General features: G+C 66.7%; 15 protein-coding genes and 1 pseudogene. 6 read left to right on the forward strand and 10 right to left on the reverse strand.

Features of this window, described 5'->3' with window-relative positions; all coding sequences use genetic code 11:
* Window positions 1-55: 55 nt before the first annotated feature.
* From J2X09_RS02060 to J2X09_RS02085, 6 genes are all read left to right on the forward strand, one after another.
* Window positions 56-502 (forward strand): tripartite tricarboxylate transporter TctB family protein, encoded by a 447-nt coding sequence (locus tag J2X09_RS02060; RefSeq protein WP_204731687.1) that lies wholly within the window; start codon window positions 56-58, stop codon window positions 500-502.
* 31 nt (window positions 503-533) lie between these two features.
* Complete coding sequence (locus J2X09_RS02065; protein ID WP_204731688.1) at window positions 534-2,069, forward strand: tripartite tricarboxylate transporter permease; 1,536 nt, start codon at window positions 534-536, stop codon at window positions 2,067-2,069.
* A 32-nt stretch (window positions 2,070-2,101) separates the two neighbouring features.
* Window positions 2,102-2,791, forward strand: coding sequence for a response regulator transcription factor (locus J2X09_RS02070; protein WP_204731689.1), 690 nt, complete (start codon window positions 2,102-2,104; stop codon window positions 2,789-2,791).
* Complete coding sequence (locus J2X09_RS02075) at window positions 2,788-4,194, forward strand: sensor histidine kinase (protein WP_204731690.1); 1,407 nt, start codon at window positions 2,788-2,790, stop codon at window positions 4,192-4,194. The genes J2X09_RS02070 and J2X09_RS02075 overlap by 4 nt, the downstream gene beginning before the upstream one ends.
* Window positions 4,195-4,215: 21 nt before the next feature.
* Entirely contained in the window at window positions 4,216-4,566 is a 351-nt protein-coding gene (locus J2X09_RS02080; RefSeq protein WP_204731691.1) for a DUF2200 domain-containing protein, read from the forward strand.
* A gap of 95 nt (window positions 4,567-4,661) precedes the next feature.
* A complete protein-coding gene (locus J2X09_RS02085; protein WP_310307220.1) occupies window positions 4,662-4,943 on the forward strand; it encodes a hypothetical protein in 282 nt (93 codons plus the stop codon).
* A 6-nt stretch (window positions 4,944-4,949) separates the two neighbouring features.
* Here J2X09_RS02085 and J2X09_RS02090 read toward each other — a convergent pair whose 3' ends face one another.
* From J2X09_RS02090 to J2X09_RS02135, 10 genes and pseudogenes are all read right to left on the reverse strand, one after another.
* On the reverse strand, window positions 4,950-5,123 hold the full coding sequence (locus J2X09_RS02090) for a LuxR C-terminal-related transcriptional regulator (RefSeq protein WP_310307221.1): 174 nt from the start codon (window positions 5,121-5,123) through the stop codon (window positions 4,950-4,952).
* A gap of 187 nt (window positions 5,124-5,310) precedes the next feature.
* Window positions 5,311-5,913, reverse strand: a pseudogene (locus J2X09_RS27030) (response regulator); the annotation flags it as partial.
* Window positions 5,849-6,736 (reverse strand): alpha/beta fold hydrolase, encoded by an 888-nt coding sequence (locus J2X09_RS02100; protein WP_204731693.1) that lies wholly within the window; start codon window positions 6,734-6,736, stop codon window positions 5,849-5,851. The gene J2X09_RS02100 and the pseudogene J2X09_RS27030, both read right to left, overlap by 65 nt.
* Window positions 6,733-7,833: a branched-chain amino acid ABC transporter permease gene (locus J2X09_RS02105; protein WP_204731694.1), complete on the reverse strand. Its 1,101-nt coding sequence runs from the start codon at window positions 7,831-7,833 to the stop codon at window positions 6,733-6,735. Before J2X09_RS02105 ends, J2X09_RS02100 begins: the two co-directional genes overlap by 4 nt.
* A 13-nt stretch (window positions 7,834-7,846) precedes the next feature.
* Window positions 7,847-8,836 carry a branched-chain amino acid ABC transporter permease gene (locus J2X09_RS02110; RefSeq protein ID WP_204731695.1) on the reverse strand — a complete coding sequence of 330 codons (990 nt, stop codon included), beginning with the start codon at window positions 8,834-8,836 and terminating at the stop codon, window positions 7,847-7,849.
* A complete protein-coding gene (locus J2X09_RS02115; RefSeq protein WP_204731696.1) occupies window positions 8,833-9,567 on the reverse strand; it encodes an ABC transporter ATP-binding protein in 735 nt (244 codons plus the stop codon). The genes J2X09_RS02110 and J2X09_RS02115 overlap by 4 nt, the downstream gene beginning before the upstream one ends.
* Complete coding sequence (locus J2X09_RS02120) at window positions 9,564-10,331, reverse strand: ABC transporter ATP-binding protein (protein ID WP_204731697.1); 768 nt, start codon at window positions 10,329-10,331, stop codon at window positions 9,564-9,566. The genes J2X09_RS02115 and J2X09_RS02120 overlap by 4 nt, the downstream gene beginning before the upstream one ends.
* Before the next feature lie 141 nt (window positions 10,332-10,472).
* Complete coding sequence (locus J2X09_RS02125) at window positions 10,473-11,681, reverse strand: substrate-binding domain-containing protein (protein ID WP_204731698.1); 1,209 nt, start codon at window positions 11,679-11,681, stop codon at window positions 10,473-10,475.
* A gap of 169 nt (window positions 11,682-11,850) precedes the next feature.
* Entirely contained in the window at window positions 11,851-13,332 is a 1,482-nt protein-coding gene (locus J2X09_RS02130) for a sigma-54 interaction domain-containing protein (RefSeq protein ID WP_204731699.1), read from the reverse strand.
* 338 nt (window positions 13,333-13,670) lie between these two features.
* The gene (locus J2X09_RS02135; protein WP_374726476.1) at window positions 13,671-15,164 is read right to left on the reverse strand and encodes a tripartite tricarboxylate transporter permease; all 1,494 of its coding nucleotides are present in this window, start codon (window positions 15,162-15,164) and stop codon (window positions 13,671-13,673) included.
* Between the last annotated feature and the right edge of the window lie 11 nt (window positions 15,165-15,175).

Consider the following 15,175-nt stretch of genomic DNA (forward strand, 5'->3'; position numbering starts at 1 on the left):
GTTCTGGTCAGGTACCCGCCCCTACGCTGGCGGCCCGTCCTGCCCTCCCATTCCCATGAAAACGACCCGAGACATCCACGATCTGGTCGGCGGTCTGCTGATGACCGCCACCGGCCTCTTCTTCGCCCTGTACGGCCAGCAATACGAGTTCGGCACCCCCGCCCGCATGGGGCCCGGCTACTTCCCCGTGGTGCTCGGCTGGGTGCTGGCGGTGCTGGGCCTGCTGGTGGCCGTGCCGGCCTGGTGGCGGCGCGGCACCACCGTCACTGTGCAATGGAGCAACCTGTTCTGGTGCGTGCTCAGCCTGCTGGTGTTTGCCTTCACGCTGCGCCTGCTGGGCGTGGTGGTGTCGTCCTTTCTGGCCGCGCTCCTGTCGCTGGTGCCTTCTGCCATGCGCCTGCGCACGCGCCTGACGGTGTGTGCCGTGGTCGCGCTGCTCACCACGCTGATCTTCCCGTTCGCGCTCCAGATGATCCTGCCGATCTGGCCCTGGAGCCTGTGAGCCGGCACGAACACACGAAAGACACCCCACCATGGATCTGCTCGGAAACCTCTGGCTCGGCCTGCAAGTCGCGGTCGAACCCATCAACCTCGTCTACTGCTTCTTCGGTGTCTTCCTGGGCACCGTGGTCGGCGTGCTGCCCGGCATCGGCGCGCTCGCGGCCATCTCGCTGCTGCTGCCGCTCACGTACCACATTCCACCCACGACGGCCATCATCATGCTCGCCGGCGTGTACTACGGTGCGCAGTACGGCGGCTCCACCGCGGCCATCCTGCTGAACCTGCCGGGCACGCCCTCGTCGGCCGTGACCTGCCTGGACGGTTACCCGATGGCCCGCAAGGGCAAGGCCGGCGTGGCGCTGTTCGTCACGACCATCGCCTCGCTGGCGGGTGCCATGTCGGGCCTGATCCTGCTCACGCTGTTCTCACCCGCCATCGCGGAGATCGGCCTGAAGTTCGGCCCCGCGGAGTTCTGCGCCATGATGCTGCTCGGCCTGGTCGCCGCCTCATCCATGAGCGCGGGTTCGGCCATGAAGGGCCTGTGCATGATGGTCTTCGGCCTGCTGCTCGGCATGGTCGGCACCGATGTGAACAGCGGCGCCACGCGCTACGCCTTCAACGTGCCCGAACTCATGGACGGCATCAACCTCGTGGCACTGGCCATGGGCCTCTTCGGCGTGGCCGAGGTGATCCGCTGCATCAACTCGGCCGACACGAGCCGCAAGCCGGAGAAGATCAGCCTGCGCTCCATGGCGCCCACCGCAGAGGAGTTCAAGACGACCATCAAGCCCATGGCGCGCGGCTCCGCGCTGGGCTCCGCACTCGGTGCGCTGCCCGGCGTCGGCCCTTCCATCGCCGCCTTCATGTCCTATGCCATCGAGCGCAGGGTCGCCAAGGACCCTGGCCGCTTCGGCAAGGGTGCGATCGAGGGCATCACCGCACCCGAATCGGCCAACAACGCCGCCGCACAGACAGCCTTCGTTCCTTCGCTCTCGCTCGGCATTCCGGGCGACGCGGTGATGGCCGTGATGCTGGGCGCGCTGATCATCCACGGCATCCAGCCCGGCCCCATGCTCATCACCGAACAGCCCAACCTGTTCTGGGGCCTCGTGGTCAGCTTCGCCATCGGCAACATCATGCTGGTCATCCTGAACCTGCCCACCATCGGCCTGTGGGTCGCGCTGTTGCGCATTCCCTTTGCGTGGATGTACCCGGCCATCCTGGTGTTCGTGGCGCTGGGCGTCTACAGCGTGAACAACAACACCTTCGACATCTACTCGGTGGCCGCGCTCGGCATCATGGGCTACCTGCTGATGGTGCTCAAGTTCGAGCCCGCGCCGCTGCTGCTGGGCTACATCCTCGGCCCCATGCTGGAGGAATACCTGCGCCGCGCGCTGCTCATCTCGCGGGGAGATCCGGGCATCTTCATCGATCGCCCGATCAGCGCCACGCTGCTGGCCATGACAGCGGCCCTGCTGCTGTGGGCGTTCTGGTCCACGCTGCGCAACAACCTGCGCGCCAAACGCGAACTCGATCATCACCAGCAGCTGCAGCCCCAGGGCGATTGAGCAGGCAGCGCGCCTCTGCTAGCCTCCGGGTCATGCGGATCCTGCTGGTTGAAGACGATGCCGTGCTGCGCGATGTGATCGCGCGAAGCCTGGAACACGCGGGTCATCGCGTCGACCCCGCCGCCAGTGTGCGCGAGGCCGACCACCTCTGGCGCGTGCAACCGTTCGACGCGGTGCTGCTGGACCTGAACCTGCCGCAGCACGAGCGACCCGGCAGCCCCATGGGCAACGGCCTGCACGTGCTGCGCGAAGCCCGCGCGCGCGGCGACAGAACCCCGGTGCTGGTGCTCACCGCCCGCAACCGCACCGAAGAGCGCATCGCGGGGCTCGACACCGGCGCCGACGACTACCTCGGCAAACCCTTCGACCTGGCCGAGGTGGAAGCCCGCCTGCGCGCGCTGGTGCGCCGCGCCATCGGCACCGACGATTCGGCACAGCTCGGTGAGCTTCGGCTGGACCGCCGCGCCCGCCGCTTCACCGTGGCCGGCCAGGCCCTGGATCTGCCAGCGCGCGAGTTCGAGGTGCTGTGGGAACTGATGAGCCCACCCGGCCACGCCGTGAGCAAGCGGCAGTTGTCGGACAAACTCTCCGGCTTCGACGATGCGCTGGGCGACAACGCGCTCGAGGCCTTCATCTCACGCCTGCGCAAGAAACTTGCCGGCAGCGGTGCTTCCATCCGCACGCTGCGCGGTATCGGTTATCTGCTGGAGCCCGAGACATGAGCGATGGCACACCTGTGGCCACACGGCCCGCCCCCTCGTTGCGCATCCGCATGCTGCGGCACGTCATGGTGCCACTGGTACTCACCTGGCTTGCGGGCACCGTCGCCACCCTGGGCGTGGCCAGCCACTTCACGGAACAGGCGTTCGACCGCGCCCTGCTCGACGACGCCTACTCCATCGCCTCGCACGTGCAGATGCAGCCCGACCGCGAGGTGGAACTGCAACTCACCCCCAGTGAGCTCATGGCCGCGCTGTTCGACCAGGCCGAGGCCGTGCACTTCGCCGTGCTGCGCCCGGACGGCTCGCTGCTCGCCGGCAAGCCGCTGCCACCCACGCCGCTGCCCGCTGTCGATCCCGGCTTTCGCTACAGCAACATCGTCTACCAGGGCCTTCCGGTTCGCGCCGTGACACTGCGCCACATGGTGGACGGTCAGCCGTACCACGTGGTCATGGCGCACACCACCTATGTCCGCGCCGCGCTGGTGCAGCGCATGCTGGTCTTCGGCGCCCTCCCCCTCCTGCTGTTGCTCGCCTTGCTGGCCTTCTGGCTGTGGCGCGGCATCGAACGCGACCTCGCCCCGCTGGCACGCCTGCAGGACGCTCTGGCCGACCGCGATGCCAACGACCTCACCCCCGTCACCATCACCCCCTCGACGCGCGAGATCGAACAGGTGGGTCAGGCCGTGAACGCGCTTTTCCAGCGACTGGGCCACAGCGTGCGTGCACAGCGCGAATTCGCGGGCAACGTGGCGCACGAACTGCGCACGCCACTGGCGCGCATCCGCGCGCTGGCCGACTACGGCCAGACCAACCCCGATGCCACCGTGTCACAGCAGCAGTTGCAGCAGATCGCCACCAGCGCGGAGCGCGCCGGTCGACTGGTGAGCCAGTTGCTCGATCTCGCCGTGGCCGACGAGGCGGAGGTCGTGTTGCAGAAGGAACGCATCTCGCTCACGCATCTGGTCGGCCAGGCGGTGCTGCGCCACCTGGACAAGGCGGACGCGCGCGGTGTCGACCTCGGCGCACGCGGGCTGGACGGCCGGCTGGACGACGTCGTGGTGTGGGCCGACACGGCCTTGATCGAAGGCATCCTCGACAACCTGATCGACAACGCCATGCGCTACGGCGGGCGGACGATCACGGTCGAACTGTCCGCCGACCTCGGGGCCCGCACCTGCGTGCTGGCGGTGGTAGACGACGGGCCGGGCATTGCCGAGCCCCTGCGCCGGGACCTGATGCAGCGCTGGAGTCAGGGGCGCGAGGGCGAACTGCTGGGTCAGGGCAGCGGCCTGGGCCTGTACATCGTGACGCGCTACGCGGGTCTGCTCGGTTCGGAACTGCTGCTCGAAAGCGCGGACGACGGACGCGGCCTGCGCGCCAGCCTGGTGCTTCAACAAGCCTGACTGCTCAAGGAGGATGTCGCCATGCCCACCCACCCCATCTTCCAGACCGCTTTTGCCAAGGTGTACCCGCTCTACGTGCAGAAGGCCGAACGCAAGGGGCGCACGCGCGCCGAGGTGGACGAGATCATCCGCTGGCTCACCGGCTACGACCCGGCTGGCCTGCAGCGGCAGATCGACCTGGGCCACGACTTCGACACGTTCTTTGCCATGGCCCCGGCCCTGCACCCGAACACCGCGCTCATCAAGGGCGTGGTCTGCGGCGTGCGCGTGGAAGAGGTGCAAGACCCGCTGATGCAGCGCATCCGCTATCTGGACAAGCTCGTGGACGAACTCGCCAAAGGCAAGGCGATGGACAAGATCCTGCGACGGTAGCCCACCACGCCACGAACTCGCCAAGTCCTACACCGCCGCGCGCCCCAGCGCGCTACTGTCAGGCTTCGCCTCAACCACCGCAGCAGGAGAAGACCATGGTGAACAGAAGCCGCGCTGCCGCAGACGCCCCCCAGGGCCGTGCCCTCGCCGCACGCGTGAAGCCGGCCGACGACAGCCGGGACAGCTTTCCCGGCGAACACTGGCTGGTGCTCGGGGCCGGGCTGGCGGTATGGACGCTCACGCGCAAGAGCCCCTCCTTCCTGGTGCGCACCGCCGGCATGCTGGCGGGTTCTGCGTTGGTGGGGCGGGCGGCCAGCGGACGCGATGGCTTGAGCCGCCTGGTGCGCTGGCTACCCGTGGGCGGCCGCGTGCGCTAAGGCCACTCAGGCGTCATCCAGGTCGATCCAGCCTTCACGGATGGCCAGGCGCACCAGCGCCGGCAGGTCGTCCACACCGAGCTTGGCCATGACGCGGCTGCGGTAGGAGTCCACCGTCTTGGGCGAGAGGAACAGCGAGGCCGCGATCGCGGCGCTGCTCTTGCCGCGCAGGACCTGCATGACAATCTGTTTTTCGCGCATCGACAACGGCTCCCCCCCCCGGCTGCCGGCTTTCTCGCATGAGACCTTCCACCGCGAGTTGCTGTGCACGCTGACCCAGGTGACGGCCACCGCTGGCCACCTTGTCCACGGCATTCAACAGCTCGTCGGCATGCGAGTCCTTCAACAGGTAACCGAACGCGCCCATCCGCATGGCCTCGGCCACATCGCGCGGGTGCTCGGTGAGGCTGAGCAGGATGACACGGGTTCGCAGTTGGCGCCGCTGCACCTGTTCGAGCACCTCGATGCCGGAGTGGTGGTCCAGCCGCAGATCCACGACCGCAACGGGTGGCTCCAGGCGGGCCAGATCGGCCACGGCGGGGGCGGGATGGTCGGCTTCCCCGATCACCCGGTGCCCGGCACCTTCCAGAATCGTGCGCAAACCATCGCGCAGGATGGGAAAGTCTTCGACCAGATACACATCGGTCGTGTTGCTTGCGGTCCTGGACAGCGGTTGTGCGGACAACGCACTGCCCATCGGGTCGCGCACGAAGCGGTACCCCGGGTCGACATCTACCCCTTGCGCTTGCGGCATAGGCATGTCCCTGCTACGTCTTCGAACAACGCTTTTCAGCAGCTGGCTCCGCCCGTCTGCGGAGCTTCTCCACTGGCTGGAACATCGCACGAAATGCCAGCGGATGGCATGAGAAGATCCCTGTATTTGTTGTAGGACTTCTCCTACAGGCTCAATGCCCCGCGAGGAAGCGCTGTACCAGCTCGAATTGATCGGGCACATTGAGCGCCGGCGCATGCCCGCAACCGGCGATGGTCACCACCAGCGCTCGCGGCCCGCGGTCGCGCATGGCTTCGGCCGTGTCGGCGAGCAGCAGGTCCGACTCCGCCCCGCGCAGGCAGAGCACGGGAATGTCGATGCGGTCGTAGGTGGGCCACAGGTCGTAGTCCGCCGGGTGGTGGGAGAACTGCTGCACCATGGCCGGGTCGTAGTGCGGCGTCACCCGGCCGTCGGGCAGGCGGCGGGTGGAGCTCTCCGTCAGCAGGCGCCACTGGGCATCGCTGAGGTAACCGTATGGTTTGTAGACCGTGCGGAAGTACTGTTCGAGCTCGCTCACCGTGTCGAACGCGGAGGGGCTGCCCGCATAGGCGCGAATGCGTTGCACCGCCTCATCGGCGAGTTGGGGGCCGATGTCGTTGAGCACCAGTCGCTCGATGCGGCCGTGCAGCGGCCCGGCGGCGCACACCATGCCGATCGCCCCTCCCATGGAGGTGCCCACCCAGTGGAATCGCCTGATGACGAGCTGGTCCACCAGCGCCGTGGCAATGCGCGAATAGAAGTCCAGGCAGTACTCGGCTTCGGGCCGGGGGCTCCACTGCGAGAGGCCGCGCCCGATGGTGTCGGGACAGATCACGCGCCAGCCCAGGGCGCTCAGGTGCGCGGCCAGCGGGTCCATGTCGCGCCCGGTGCGCGCCAGCCCATGCCAGGCGATGACAACCTGACCGTTGGGTGTCTCCGGCTCCCAGTCCATGAAGTGGATTTCGCGGCCCTCGCAGGTGAGGTAGCGCGAGCGCGGTGCCACGGCCGTGGTGACGGGTGCTTCCAGGGTGGTGGTGTTCATGGCTGGCCTTTCATGCGCGCCAGCGAGGCGCGCTCACGCAGCTTGCCCACGATGCCGGTGGGGAAGTAATAGACCGAGAGAACGAAGAGCAACCCGAGCCACAGCAGCCAGCGGTCGGGGGTGAGCAGCGCGGGCAGCAAGGGCAGGCCCGATGTGGCCTCCCCCGCCATGCGCAGCAGGTCCTGCAGGTAACTCTGCGCGATGACGAAGAGCACGCTGCCGATGAACGCACCGTACAGCGTGCCCATGCCGCCGATGACGACGATGAGCAGGATGTCCAGCATGATCTCGAACGACAGCGAGGTGTCCGGCCCGTTGTAGCGCAACCAGAGCGCGAGCAGACAACCCGCCAGCGTGGCGAACGAGGCCGACAGCACGTTGGACAGCGTGCGGTACACCACGGTGCGGTAGCCCAGCGCCTCGGCACGGAAGTCGTTCTCACGGATCGCCTGCAGCACGCGGCCGAACGGTGAGTTCACGATGCGCAGGATGATGAGGAAGATCGCCGTCACCGACAGGAAGATCAGGTAATAGGTGATCAAACGGCCGTTCAGGTCCACCTCGCCCAGCGGTGTCTGCAGCGGCTCTTCGGTCAGCGTGAAGCCAGGCGACAGCAGTTCGGGCACCCGGAAGGTGAGTCCGTCCTCGCCACCGGTGATGTCGGAAAGCTGTGACGCCAGCGTGAGAAACGCCGAGGCGACCGCGAGCGTGATCATGGCGAAGAAGATCGCCTTCACGCGCAGCGAGAACAGGCCGATCAGCAACGAGAGCACGAGCGAGATGACAAGTGCGCCGAACACGCCCACCAGGATCGCGGCCCACGACGGTGTTTCCGCCGCGTTGAGCGCGATGGCAATGCCGTAGGCACCAATGCCGAAGAACATGGTGTGCGCGAAGCTGACGATGCCGGTATAACCCAGCAGCAGATCGAAGCTGGCCACCAGCGCCACGAAAATCAGCACCTTGGCTGCCACGTTGAGCGCCTTCACGCCAGGGAACAGGAACGGCGCGAACGCCAGGCCCAGGAACAGCACGATGAGCAACGCGACGAGCCAGCGGCTGCGCGGGAGGTCGTTGGAGAGGAGTCGGGACAACATGTGGCGCTCCTGTTCAGCGGTTCGTCACCGGGTACACACCCTGCGGCCGCCACAGCAGGATGGCGACCATCAACGCGATGTTGGAGAACAGCGCGACCTTGGGGGCGAGGAAACCGGTGTAGTTCGCCATCAGCCCCACCAGCAGCGCACCGATGAGCGCCCCCAGCGTGGAGCCGAGCCCGCCGATGATGATGACGATGAAAATCAGCACATTCACCTGCGCGCCCATCTGCGGCAGCACGGTCTGCTGGTACAGGCCCCACATCACGCCGCCCAGGCCAGCGAGCGCGCTGCCCACCACGAACACGCCAATGAACAGCTGGCGGATGCGGTAGCCGAGGGACTCGACCATCTCGCGGTCCTGCACGCCGGCGCGCACCAGCAGGCCGACCTTGGTGCGGTTGAGCGTCCACACCATGGCGGCGAACACGGCGGCACCCACGAGCACGGCGAGCAGGCGGTACTTCTCCACCGCCGCATCGCCAAAGATGAAGGAGCCGCGCAGGCTTTCGGGCAGCGGCAATGCAATCTGCCCGGGTCCCCAGATCACCTTGATCAGCTCCTCGCCAATGATCATGCCGCCCATGGTGATGAGGATCTGCTTGAGGTGCATGCCGTACACCGGGCGGATGATCAGGCGTTCGAACACCCAGCCCAGCGCACCCGCCACCGCCATGGCCACCAGCATGGCCGGCAGAAGCGCAACGAGGTTGAGCCAGAGGCTGTCGGCGCTGGTGTAGGCGCCCATGCTCGCGAGCACGGTGGAGGCGACGAAGGCACCCAGCGCGATGAACACGCCGTGACCGAAGTTCAGCACGTCCATGAGGCCGAACACCAGCGTGAGGCCCGAGGCGATGATGAAGACGATCATGCCCATGGCCAGGCCCGCCACCGTGAGCGTGATCCACGTGGACGGACTGCCCACGGCAGGCAGCGCCAGCAGGGCCAGCGCAGGCACGAGCCCGAGCGGCTTCCAGTCGAAGTCGGCGTTGAAGAGTTTCATTGGTGCGCTCCGAGAGAAAGGCCCAGCAGCTTCGATTGCAGCTGTTCGTCCGACGCGAGCTCCGCCATCGACCCGCTGTGCACCACGCGACCGTCGTCCATCACGGCCACGCTGTCGCCAAGCTGACGTGCGAAGTTGAAGTTCTGCTCCACGAGCAGGATGGTGGTCCTGGCGGCCTTGAGTTCGCGGAAGGCCGCGATCATGTTCTGGATGATCGCGGGTGCCAGTCCCTTGCTGGGCTCGTCGATGAGCAGCAGCTTGCGCGGCTCGACGATGGCGCGTGAGACAGCGAGCATCTGCTTCTGCCCGCCGCTGAGCTTGCCGGCCGGGTGCAGCCAGAACTTCTTCATGGCCGGGAACAGGCCGAAGATCCACTCCAGCCGGTTCGTGTCGATGTCGTCCAGGCTGCGTGCGCCGCGCGCGGCCAGCAGCATGTTCTCCTTCACGCTGAGGTCCGAGAAGATGCCCATGCTTTCGGGCACATAGGCCACACCGCTGCGCGCGATGTCGGGTGTGGCTCGCTGCGTGATGTCCTGGCCGTCGAGCGTCACGCTGCCCTGGCTGGCCTGCCACAGGCCCATGATGGTGCGCAGCGTGGTGGTCTTGCCCGCGCCGTTGCGACCCAGCAGCATGGTGAGCTGGTTGGCGGGTACGGTGAGATCCACGCCATGGAGGATGTGGTACGCGCCAATGTGCGTGTGTACGCCTTTGAGTGTGAGCAGATCGCTCATGCGGCCACCTCTTCCTTTTCTTCCGGGTTGATGCCCAGGTAGGCCTGCTGCACGACCGGGGATGCAATGACACTGGCGGGCTCGCCGTCGGCCACGAGTTCGCCGTTGTGCAGGACGATGATGCGGTCGGAGAGTTCGCGCACCACGTCCATCTTGTGTTCGACCAGCAGGATGGTCTTGCTCTTGTCTTCCTTGAGCTTGCGGATGAGGTTCAGGATCACGGGCACCTCGTCCACGCTCATGCCGGCGGTGGGTTCGTCGAACATGAACACCTGCGGCTCCAGCGCCATGAGGATGCCCACTTCGAGCTTGCGCTGGTCGCCGTGCGGCAGGCTCGAAGCCAGGGCATCGCGCTTGTCGGCCAGGGCCACGGTTTCGAGCACCTCGTCGGCACGCTGCAGCAGGTCGCGCCGGTCGCTCCAGATGCGCCACAGGTTCAAGCCCGCGCGCGCCCTCGCCTGCACCGCCAGCCGCACGTTCTCCTGCACGGTGAGGTTGGGAAACAGGTTGGTGAGCTGGAACGCACGGCCCAGCCCCGCCTGCGCACGCGCCGGGGCGCCCAGCGACGAGATGTCGCTGCCGCCCAGCAGCACACGGCCCGCACTGGCCTTGATCTGCCCCGAGATGAGGTTGAAGTACGTCGTCTTGCCCGCGCCGTTGGGGCCGACGATGGCGGTGAGCGTGCCCGGCGCAAACGCGCAGGAGACGGCACTCACCGCCACGTGCCCGCCGAAGCGGACCGTGAGGTCTTGGGTTTCAAGCATGAAGGGACTCTCCGCAGAAGGCAGCGGTATGCCGTGAGCCGCAAGTGCGGCGAACTTCCAGAAACACCGCGGAACCGGCTTTGCCGGGCCGCAGGTGTTGTCCCCTTTTCAAGGGGGAAGCCGCGTCAGCGGCGCAGGGGGTTAGCGCTTATTCCGGATCGGAATGTCCAGATCCGAGGGCTTGATCTCGCGCACGAGTTCAGGCACACCCCAGGCAAACGCCGGGTCGGCCTTGATCTTGAAGTGGTACATGCTCTGCATGGCCTGGTGGTCTTCCTTGCGGAAGGTCATCGTGCCCTTGGGCGTCTCGAAGCTCATGCCTTCCATGGTCTGGATGAGCTTGTTGGTGTTGGTGTCGCCGTTGGTCTTCTTGAGCGCCGTCACCACCGCCATCGCGGCCGAGAAGCCACCGGCGGTGAAGAAGTCGGGCGGTGCCTTGAACTGCTTGTAATGCTCGGCCACCATGGCATCGTTCACCGGGTTCTTGGGGATGCCGAAGTAGTAGTACAGCGCGCCTTCCATGCCCGGGAAGTTCTTGTAGGCCACCATGGCCGGCAGGATGTTGCCGCCCGTGGCGAGCTTGATGCCGTAGCGCTTTTCCAGCTCCATCTCGGCGATCTTGCCGAACGGCGTGGGCGCACCCGACCAGCCCACCGAGATGTACTTGGTGCCCGGCTGGTCCTTGAGCTTGTCGACGATGCGCAGCAGGCCGGCAGTGAAGTCCGTCGTGCCCACGGGCAGGTATTCCTCGTGAACGATCTTGGCCTTCTTGGTGAAGTCCTTGGCGGCCTTCACGCCATCGCGGCCAAAGGCGTTGTCGTTGGCGAGCATGGCGATCACATTGCCCGGCTGGTCCAGCGCCACGGCATTGGCGGCGGCGTCCTGGCTGCTGTTGCGGCCGGTGCGGAAGATGTACTTGTTCCACTTGTCACCGGTGATCGAGTCGGCCACGGCGGGTTCGACCAGCAGGATCTTCCTGTATTCCTCGGCAACCGGCAGCATGGCCAGCGCGACGGGCGACGCGGTGGGGCCGATGGCGAGGTCGACCTTGTCGTCGGCGTAGGCGGCGGCGAGCAGGCTCTTGCCCACGTCGGGCTTGCCCTGGTCGTCCTTCTCGATCACCACGATCTTCTTGCCAGCCACGGTCATCGTGCCGCCGGTGGCATAGGCCAGGCCCATCATCAGCCCCGCCTGCGTCTGCTTCGCATAGGCCTCGAGCGGGCCGGTCTTGCTGTGGATGTGGGCGATGCGGATCTCGTTCTTGTTGGCCTGCGCCTGGCCGAGCGTGGTGCCCAGGGCGGCGGAACAGGCGAGCGCAATGACCGCCAGGCGGCGGGTGGTGTGAGTCATGTCTTGTCTCCTGGTTGGAAGGATTCTTGCCACAGCGCGATGCGCCGTACCGATCCATTGCAGGCTTCGTGCCAAGCAGGAAGACCCTTGATTTCCAAAGACTTTATTGCAAGCCCGACATTCATCGTCTGAAATTCAGACAGTCTGGAAAACACCAATCGTCTGAAATTCAGACGATTGTCTGGATTTCAGACGCATCACCCTGCGCGGCGAGGCGGTCGTACAGGCTGGCGCGCGAGATGCCGAGCAGTCTCGCTGCGGCGGTGCGATTGCCGCCCGTGTGAGCCAGGGCTTGTGCGATGGCGCGTTGCTCCAGCTCCGCGATCTGCTCGGGCAGCGGCCTGAGCGCCTCGCCCTCGCGCACCCGGGGTGTCGTGCCGACCGGCACGGTGGCGGGCAATGCGGGCAGACCGGCCTCCTGCAGCACCGCCCCCACCTGAGCGGCGGCGATGTGGTGCGAGTCGCTGCGCAGCGCGAGCTGCTCCAGCACATTGCGCAGTTCGCGGATGTTGCCGCGCCAGGGCTGCGCGGCCAGCAGGCTCTGCGCATCGGCGGTGAGCTCCAGCTGCGCCCCGCCGCCGCGCGCAGCGATGTCCTCGCACAGCGCCTCGATCAGCAGCGCAATGTCGTCGCTGCGTTCGCGCAGGGGCGGCACGCGGATGGGCAACACGTTGAGGCGGTAGTACAGGTCTTCGCGAAACGTGCCGTCGCGCACCATCTGCAGCAGGTCGCGCGAGGTGGCCGCGACCACGCGCACATCGAAGCGCACCAGCTTGTTCGAACCCAGTGGCTCGATCTCCCCCTCCTGCAGGGCGCGCAGCAACTTGACTTGCACCGACATCGGCATGTCGCCCAGTTCATCGAGAAAAAGCGTTCCGCCATCGGCGAGCTTGAACTTGCCGTCGCGTCCTTTCTTGTCGGCGCCTGTGAAGGCACCCGGGGCCACGCCGAAGAACTCGGCTTCCAGCAACGTATCGGGCACCGCCGCCATGTTCACGCTCACGAAGGGCCGGCCCGCGCGCGGCGAGGCCGCGTGGATGGCGTGCGCGAGCAGTTCCTTGCCTGTGCCGGTTTCGCCGAGCAGCAGCACCGGGCTGGCCGACTGGGCGGCGCGGCGCGCCTGGCGCTTCACTTCCAGCGCGGCGTCGCTGCTGCCCACGAAGCTGGCGAAGGTGTACTTGCTGCGGCGCTGGCTCGCGAGCTCGCGGCGAGCCTCGCTCAAGTCCTGCTCGAGCCGTGCGAACTTGCTGATGAGTGGCTGCAGCGTGGTCTCGGGATGGTCGAACAGCACGATGCCGAGCACGCCGATGATCTCGCCGGCGTCGTCGCGCAGCGGGATGCGGCTCACCACGAAGGTGCCGGCGCGGTTGGTGAGCAGGTCGATGAGGATGGGCTTGCCGGTGGCCAGCACCTGGTGCATCTGCGTGTTCTGCACCACGCGCGAGACCGGGTGACCGACGAAGTCTTCTTCGCGCTCGAAGCCGAGCGCAGGCAGGAAGCGCCGGTACTGATCGTTGATCCAGACCACGCGCGCGTCGCGGTCCACCAGCATCATGCCTTCGCTGGCATTGGCAAACAGCTCGAACATCGACCTCGCGGCGAGTTCGAGAATGCTTTGCGCATCGCGCGGCAGGCGGTTGTCCGGGGTCATGGCGGGATGGTACCCCCGGTGGGTATCCGTTCCTCGTGCACCTATGCGTCTGCTCGGGTTTTCTCCGGCTTCACCGCACATCGAGGTAAGGGCGCACGGCTCCGCGGCTGTCCCCCGGGCCGGGCTTTGCCCGACCCTCCTCCTTTTATGCCGCTGCGCCGTACCCCCTTACCCCGATGCGCTCACCTGCACTCTGTGCGCCACATCACTTCTGCTCGCGGGCGCGGTGCGCTCTGCGCAGCGGCATAAAAGGAGGAGACCCGGCAAAGCCGGGTCGGGGGACAGCCGCAGAGCAGAGCGCACCGCGTCCGCGTGCCGCGAGGTGCACGCCTGAAAACCTAGCGAGGCACCCGCCGCGCGAGCAACCGGGGCAGCACCAGCACCGCCACCACCACAGCCAGCAGCGTGGCCGACATCGGCCGCTGCAGGAACACCATGAAGCTGCCCTCACCGATGGACAGCGCATTGCGCATCTGCGCCTCGGCCATGGGGCCAAGGATCAGACCCACGATCACCGGGGCGGTGGGGAAGTCGTAGCGGCGCATCACCACGCCCAACAGACCCAGGCCATACATGAGGAACAGGTCAAACGCGCTCTGGCGCATGCCGTACACACCCACCGTGGCGAAGATCAGGATGCCGGCATAAAGTTGCGCGCGTGGAATCTTCAGCAGCTTCACCCAAAGCCCCACCATGGGCAGGTTGAGCACCAGCAGCATCACGTTGCCGATGTACAGCGAGGCGATGAGTGCCCACACCAGCGCGGACGACGTCTGAAACAGCTGCGGGCCGGCGTTGATGCCGTAGTTCTGCAGCGCGCTCAAGAGAATGGCCGCCGTCACCGATGTCGGAATGCCCAGCGTGAGCAGCGGCACCAGCGTGCCGGTGACGGCAGCGTTGTTGGCGGCCTCGGGGCCCGCCACGCCTTCGATGGCGCCGGTGGTGCCGAACTCCGCCTTTTCCTCGGGCCCGGCCAGCTTGCGCTCGGTGGCGTAGCTCAGGAAGGTGGGAATCTCGGTGCCACCGGCGGGAATGGTGCCGAAGGGGAAACCGATGGCCGTGCCGCGTAGCCAGGCCGGCCACGAGCGGCGCCACTCGCGACGCGTCATGTGGGCCTTGGTCAGCTTGTTCATGCTGGCTTCGCTGCGGCCTTCGTAAAGCGCGTTGTAGAGCGCCTCGGCCACCGCGAACAGGCCCACGGCCACCAGCACCACCTCGATGCCGTCCATGAACTCGAGAATGCCTCCGGTGTAGCGCACCTGGGCGGTGATCTGGTCGATACCGACCAGGCCCAGGGCGAGGCCGAAGAACAGCGCAGTGAGACCGCGCAGCGTGCTCTGGCCCAGCACCGCGCTCACGGTGGTAAAGGCCAGCAGCATCAGGCAGAAATACTCGGGCGGCCCAAGCTTGACGGCGAATTCGGCCAGCATGGGCGCAAACAGCGTGACGAGGATGGTGGCGATGCTGCCGGCCACGAAAGAACCGATGGCGGCGGTGGCCAGTGCCGCGCCCGCGCGCCCGCTCTTGGCCATCTTGAAGCCTTCGAGTGCGGTGACCATGGTGCCCGTCTCGCCCGGGGTGTTGAGCAGGATCGAGGTGGTGGAGCCACCGTACATGGCGCCGTAGTAGATGCCGGCGAAGAAGATCATCGAAGCCGTGGGCTCGACCTGCCCCGTGATGGGCAGCAGCATGGCCACGGTGACGGCCGGGCCGAGACCCGGAAGCACGCCGATGGCGGTGCCCAGCGCACAGCCTGCAAAGGCCCACAGCAGGTTGATGGGCGTGCCTGCGGTGGCGAAACCCGCGAGCAGGTTGTTGAGCGTTTCCAGCATGTTGTCGACCT

Origin of the sequence: Hydrogenophaga laconesensis (genome assembly GCF_031457235.1) — a bacterium.
Taxonomy (GTDB): domain Bacteria; phylum Pseudomonadota; class Gammaproteobacteria; order Burkholderiales; family Burkholderiaceae_C; genus Hydrogenophaga; species Hydrogenophaga laconesensis.

What these genes read in the sequence shown, in the direction of transcription:
- J2X09_RS02060 (WP_204731687.1), top strand. Translation starts at nt 56, where the DNA reads ATGAAAACGACCCGAGACATCCACGATCTGGTCGGCGGTCTGCTGATG.
- J2X09_RS02065 (WP_204731688.1), top strand. Translation starts at nt 534, where the DNA reads ATGGATCTGCTCGGAAACCTCTGGCTCGGCCTGCAAGTCGCGGTCGAA.
- J2X09_RS02070 (WP_204731689.1), top strand. Translation starts at nt 2,102, where the DNA reads ATGCGGATCCTGCTGGTTGAAGACGATGCCGTGCTGCGCGATGTGATC.
- J2X09_RS02075 (WP_204731690.1), top strand. Translation starts at nt 2,788, where the DNA reads ATGAGCGATGGCACACCTGTGGCCACACGGCCCGCCCCCTCGTTGCGC.
- J2X09_RS02080 (WP_204731691.1), top strand. Translation starts at nt 4,216, where the DNA reads ATGCCCACCCACCCCATCTTCCAGACCGCTTTTGCCAAGGTGTACCCG.
- J2X09_RS02085 (WP_310307220.1), top strand. Translation starts at nt 4,662, where the DNA reads ATGGTGAACAGAAGCCGCGCTGCCGCAGACGCCCCCCAGGGCCGTGCC.
- J2X09_RS02090 (WP_310307221.1), bottom strand. Translation starts at nt 5,123, where the DNA reads ATGCAGGTCCTGCGCGGCAAGAGCAGCGCCGCGATCGCGGCCTCGCTG.
- J2X09_RS02100 (WP_204731693.1), bottom strand. Translation starts at nt 6,736, where the DNA reads ATGAACACCACCACCCTGGAAGCACCCGTCACCACGGCCGTGGCACCG.
- J2X09_RS02105 (WP_204731694.1), bottom strand. Translation starts at nt 7,833, where the DNA reads ATGTTGTCCCGACTCCTCTCCAACGACCTCCCGCGCAGCCGCTGGCTC.
- J2X09_RS02110 (WP_204731695.1), bottom strand. Translation starts at nt 8,836, where the DNA reads ATGAAACTCTTCAACGCCGACTTCGACTGGAAGCCGCTCGGGCTCGTG.
- J2X09_RS02115 (WP_204731696.1), bottom strand. Translation starts at nt 9,567, where the DNA reads ATGAGCGATCTGCTCACACTCAAAGGCGTACACACGCACATTGGCGCG.
- J2X09_RS02120 (WP_204731697.1), bottom strand. Translation starts at nt 10,331, where the DNA reads ATGCTTGAAACCCAAGACCTCACGGTCCGCTTCGGCGGGCACGTGGCG.
- J2X09_RS02125 (WP_204731698.1), bottom strand. Translation starts at nt 11,681, where the DNA reads ATGACTCACACCACCCGCCGCCTGGCGGTCATTGCGCTCGCCTGTTCC.
- J2X09_RS02130 (WP_204731699.1), bottom strand. Translation starts at nt 13,332, where the DNA reads ATGACCCCGGACAACCGCCTGCCGCGCGATGCGCAAAGCATTCTCGAA.
- J2X09_RS02135 (WP_374726476.1), bottom strand. Translation starts at nt 15,164, where the DNA reads ATGCTGGAAACGCTCAACAACCTGCTCGCGGGTTTCGCCACCGCAGGC.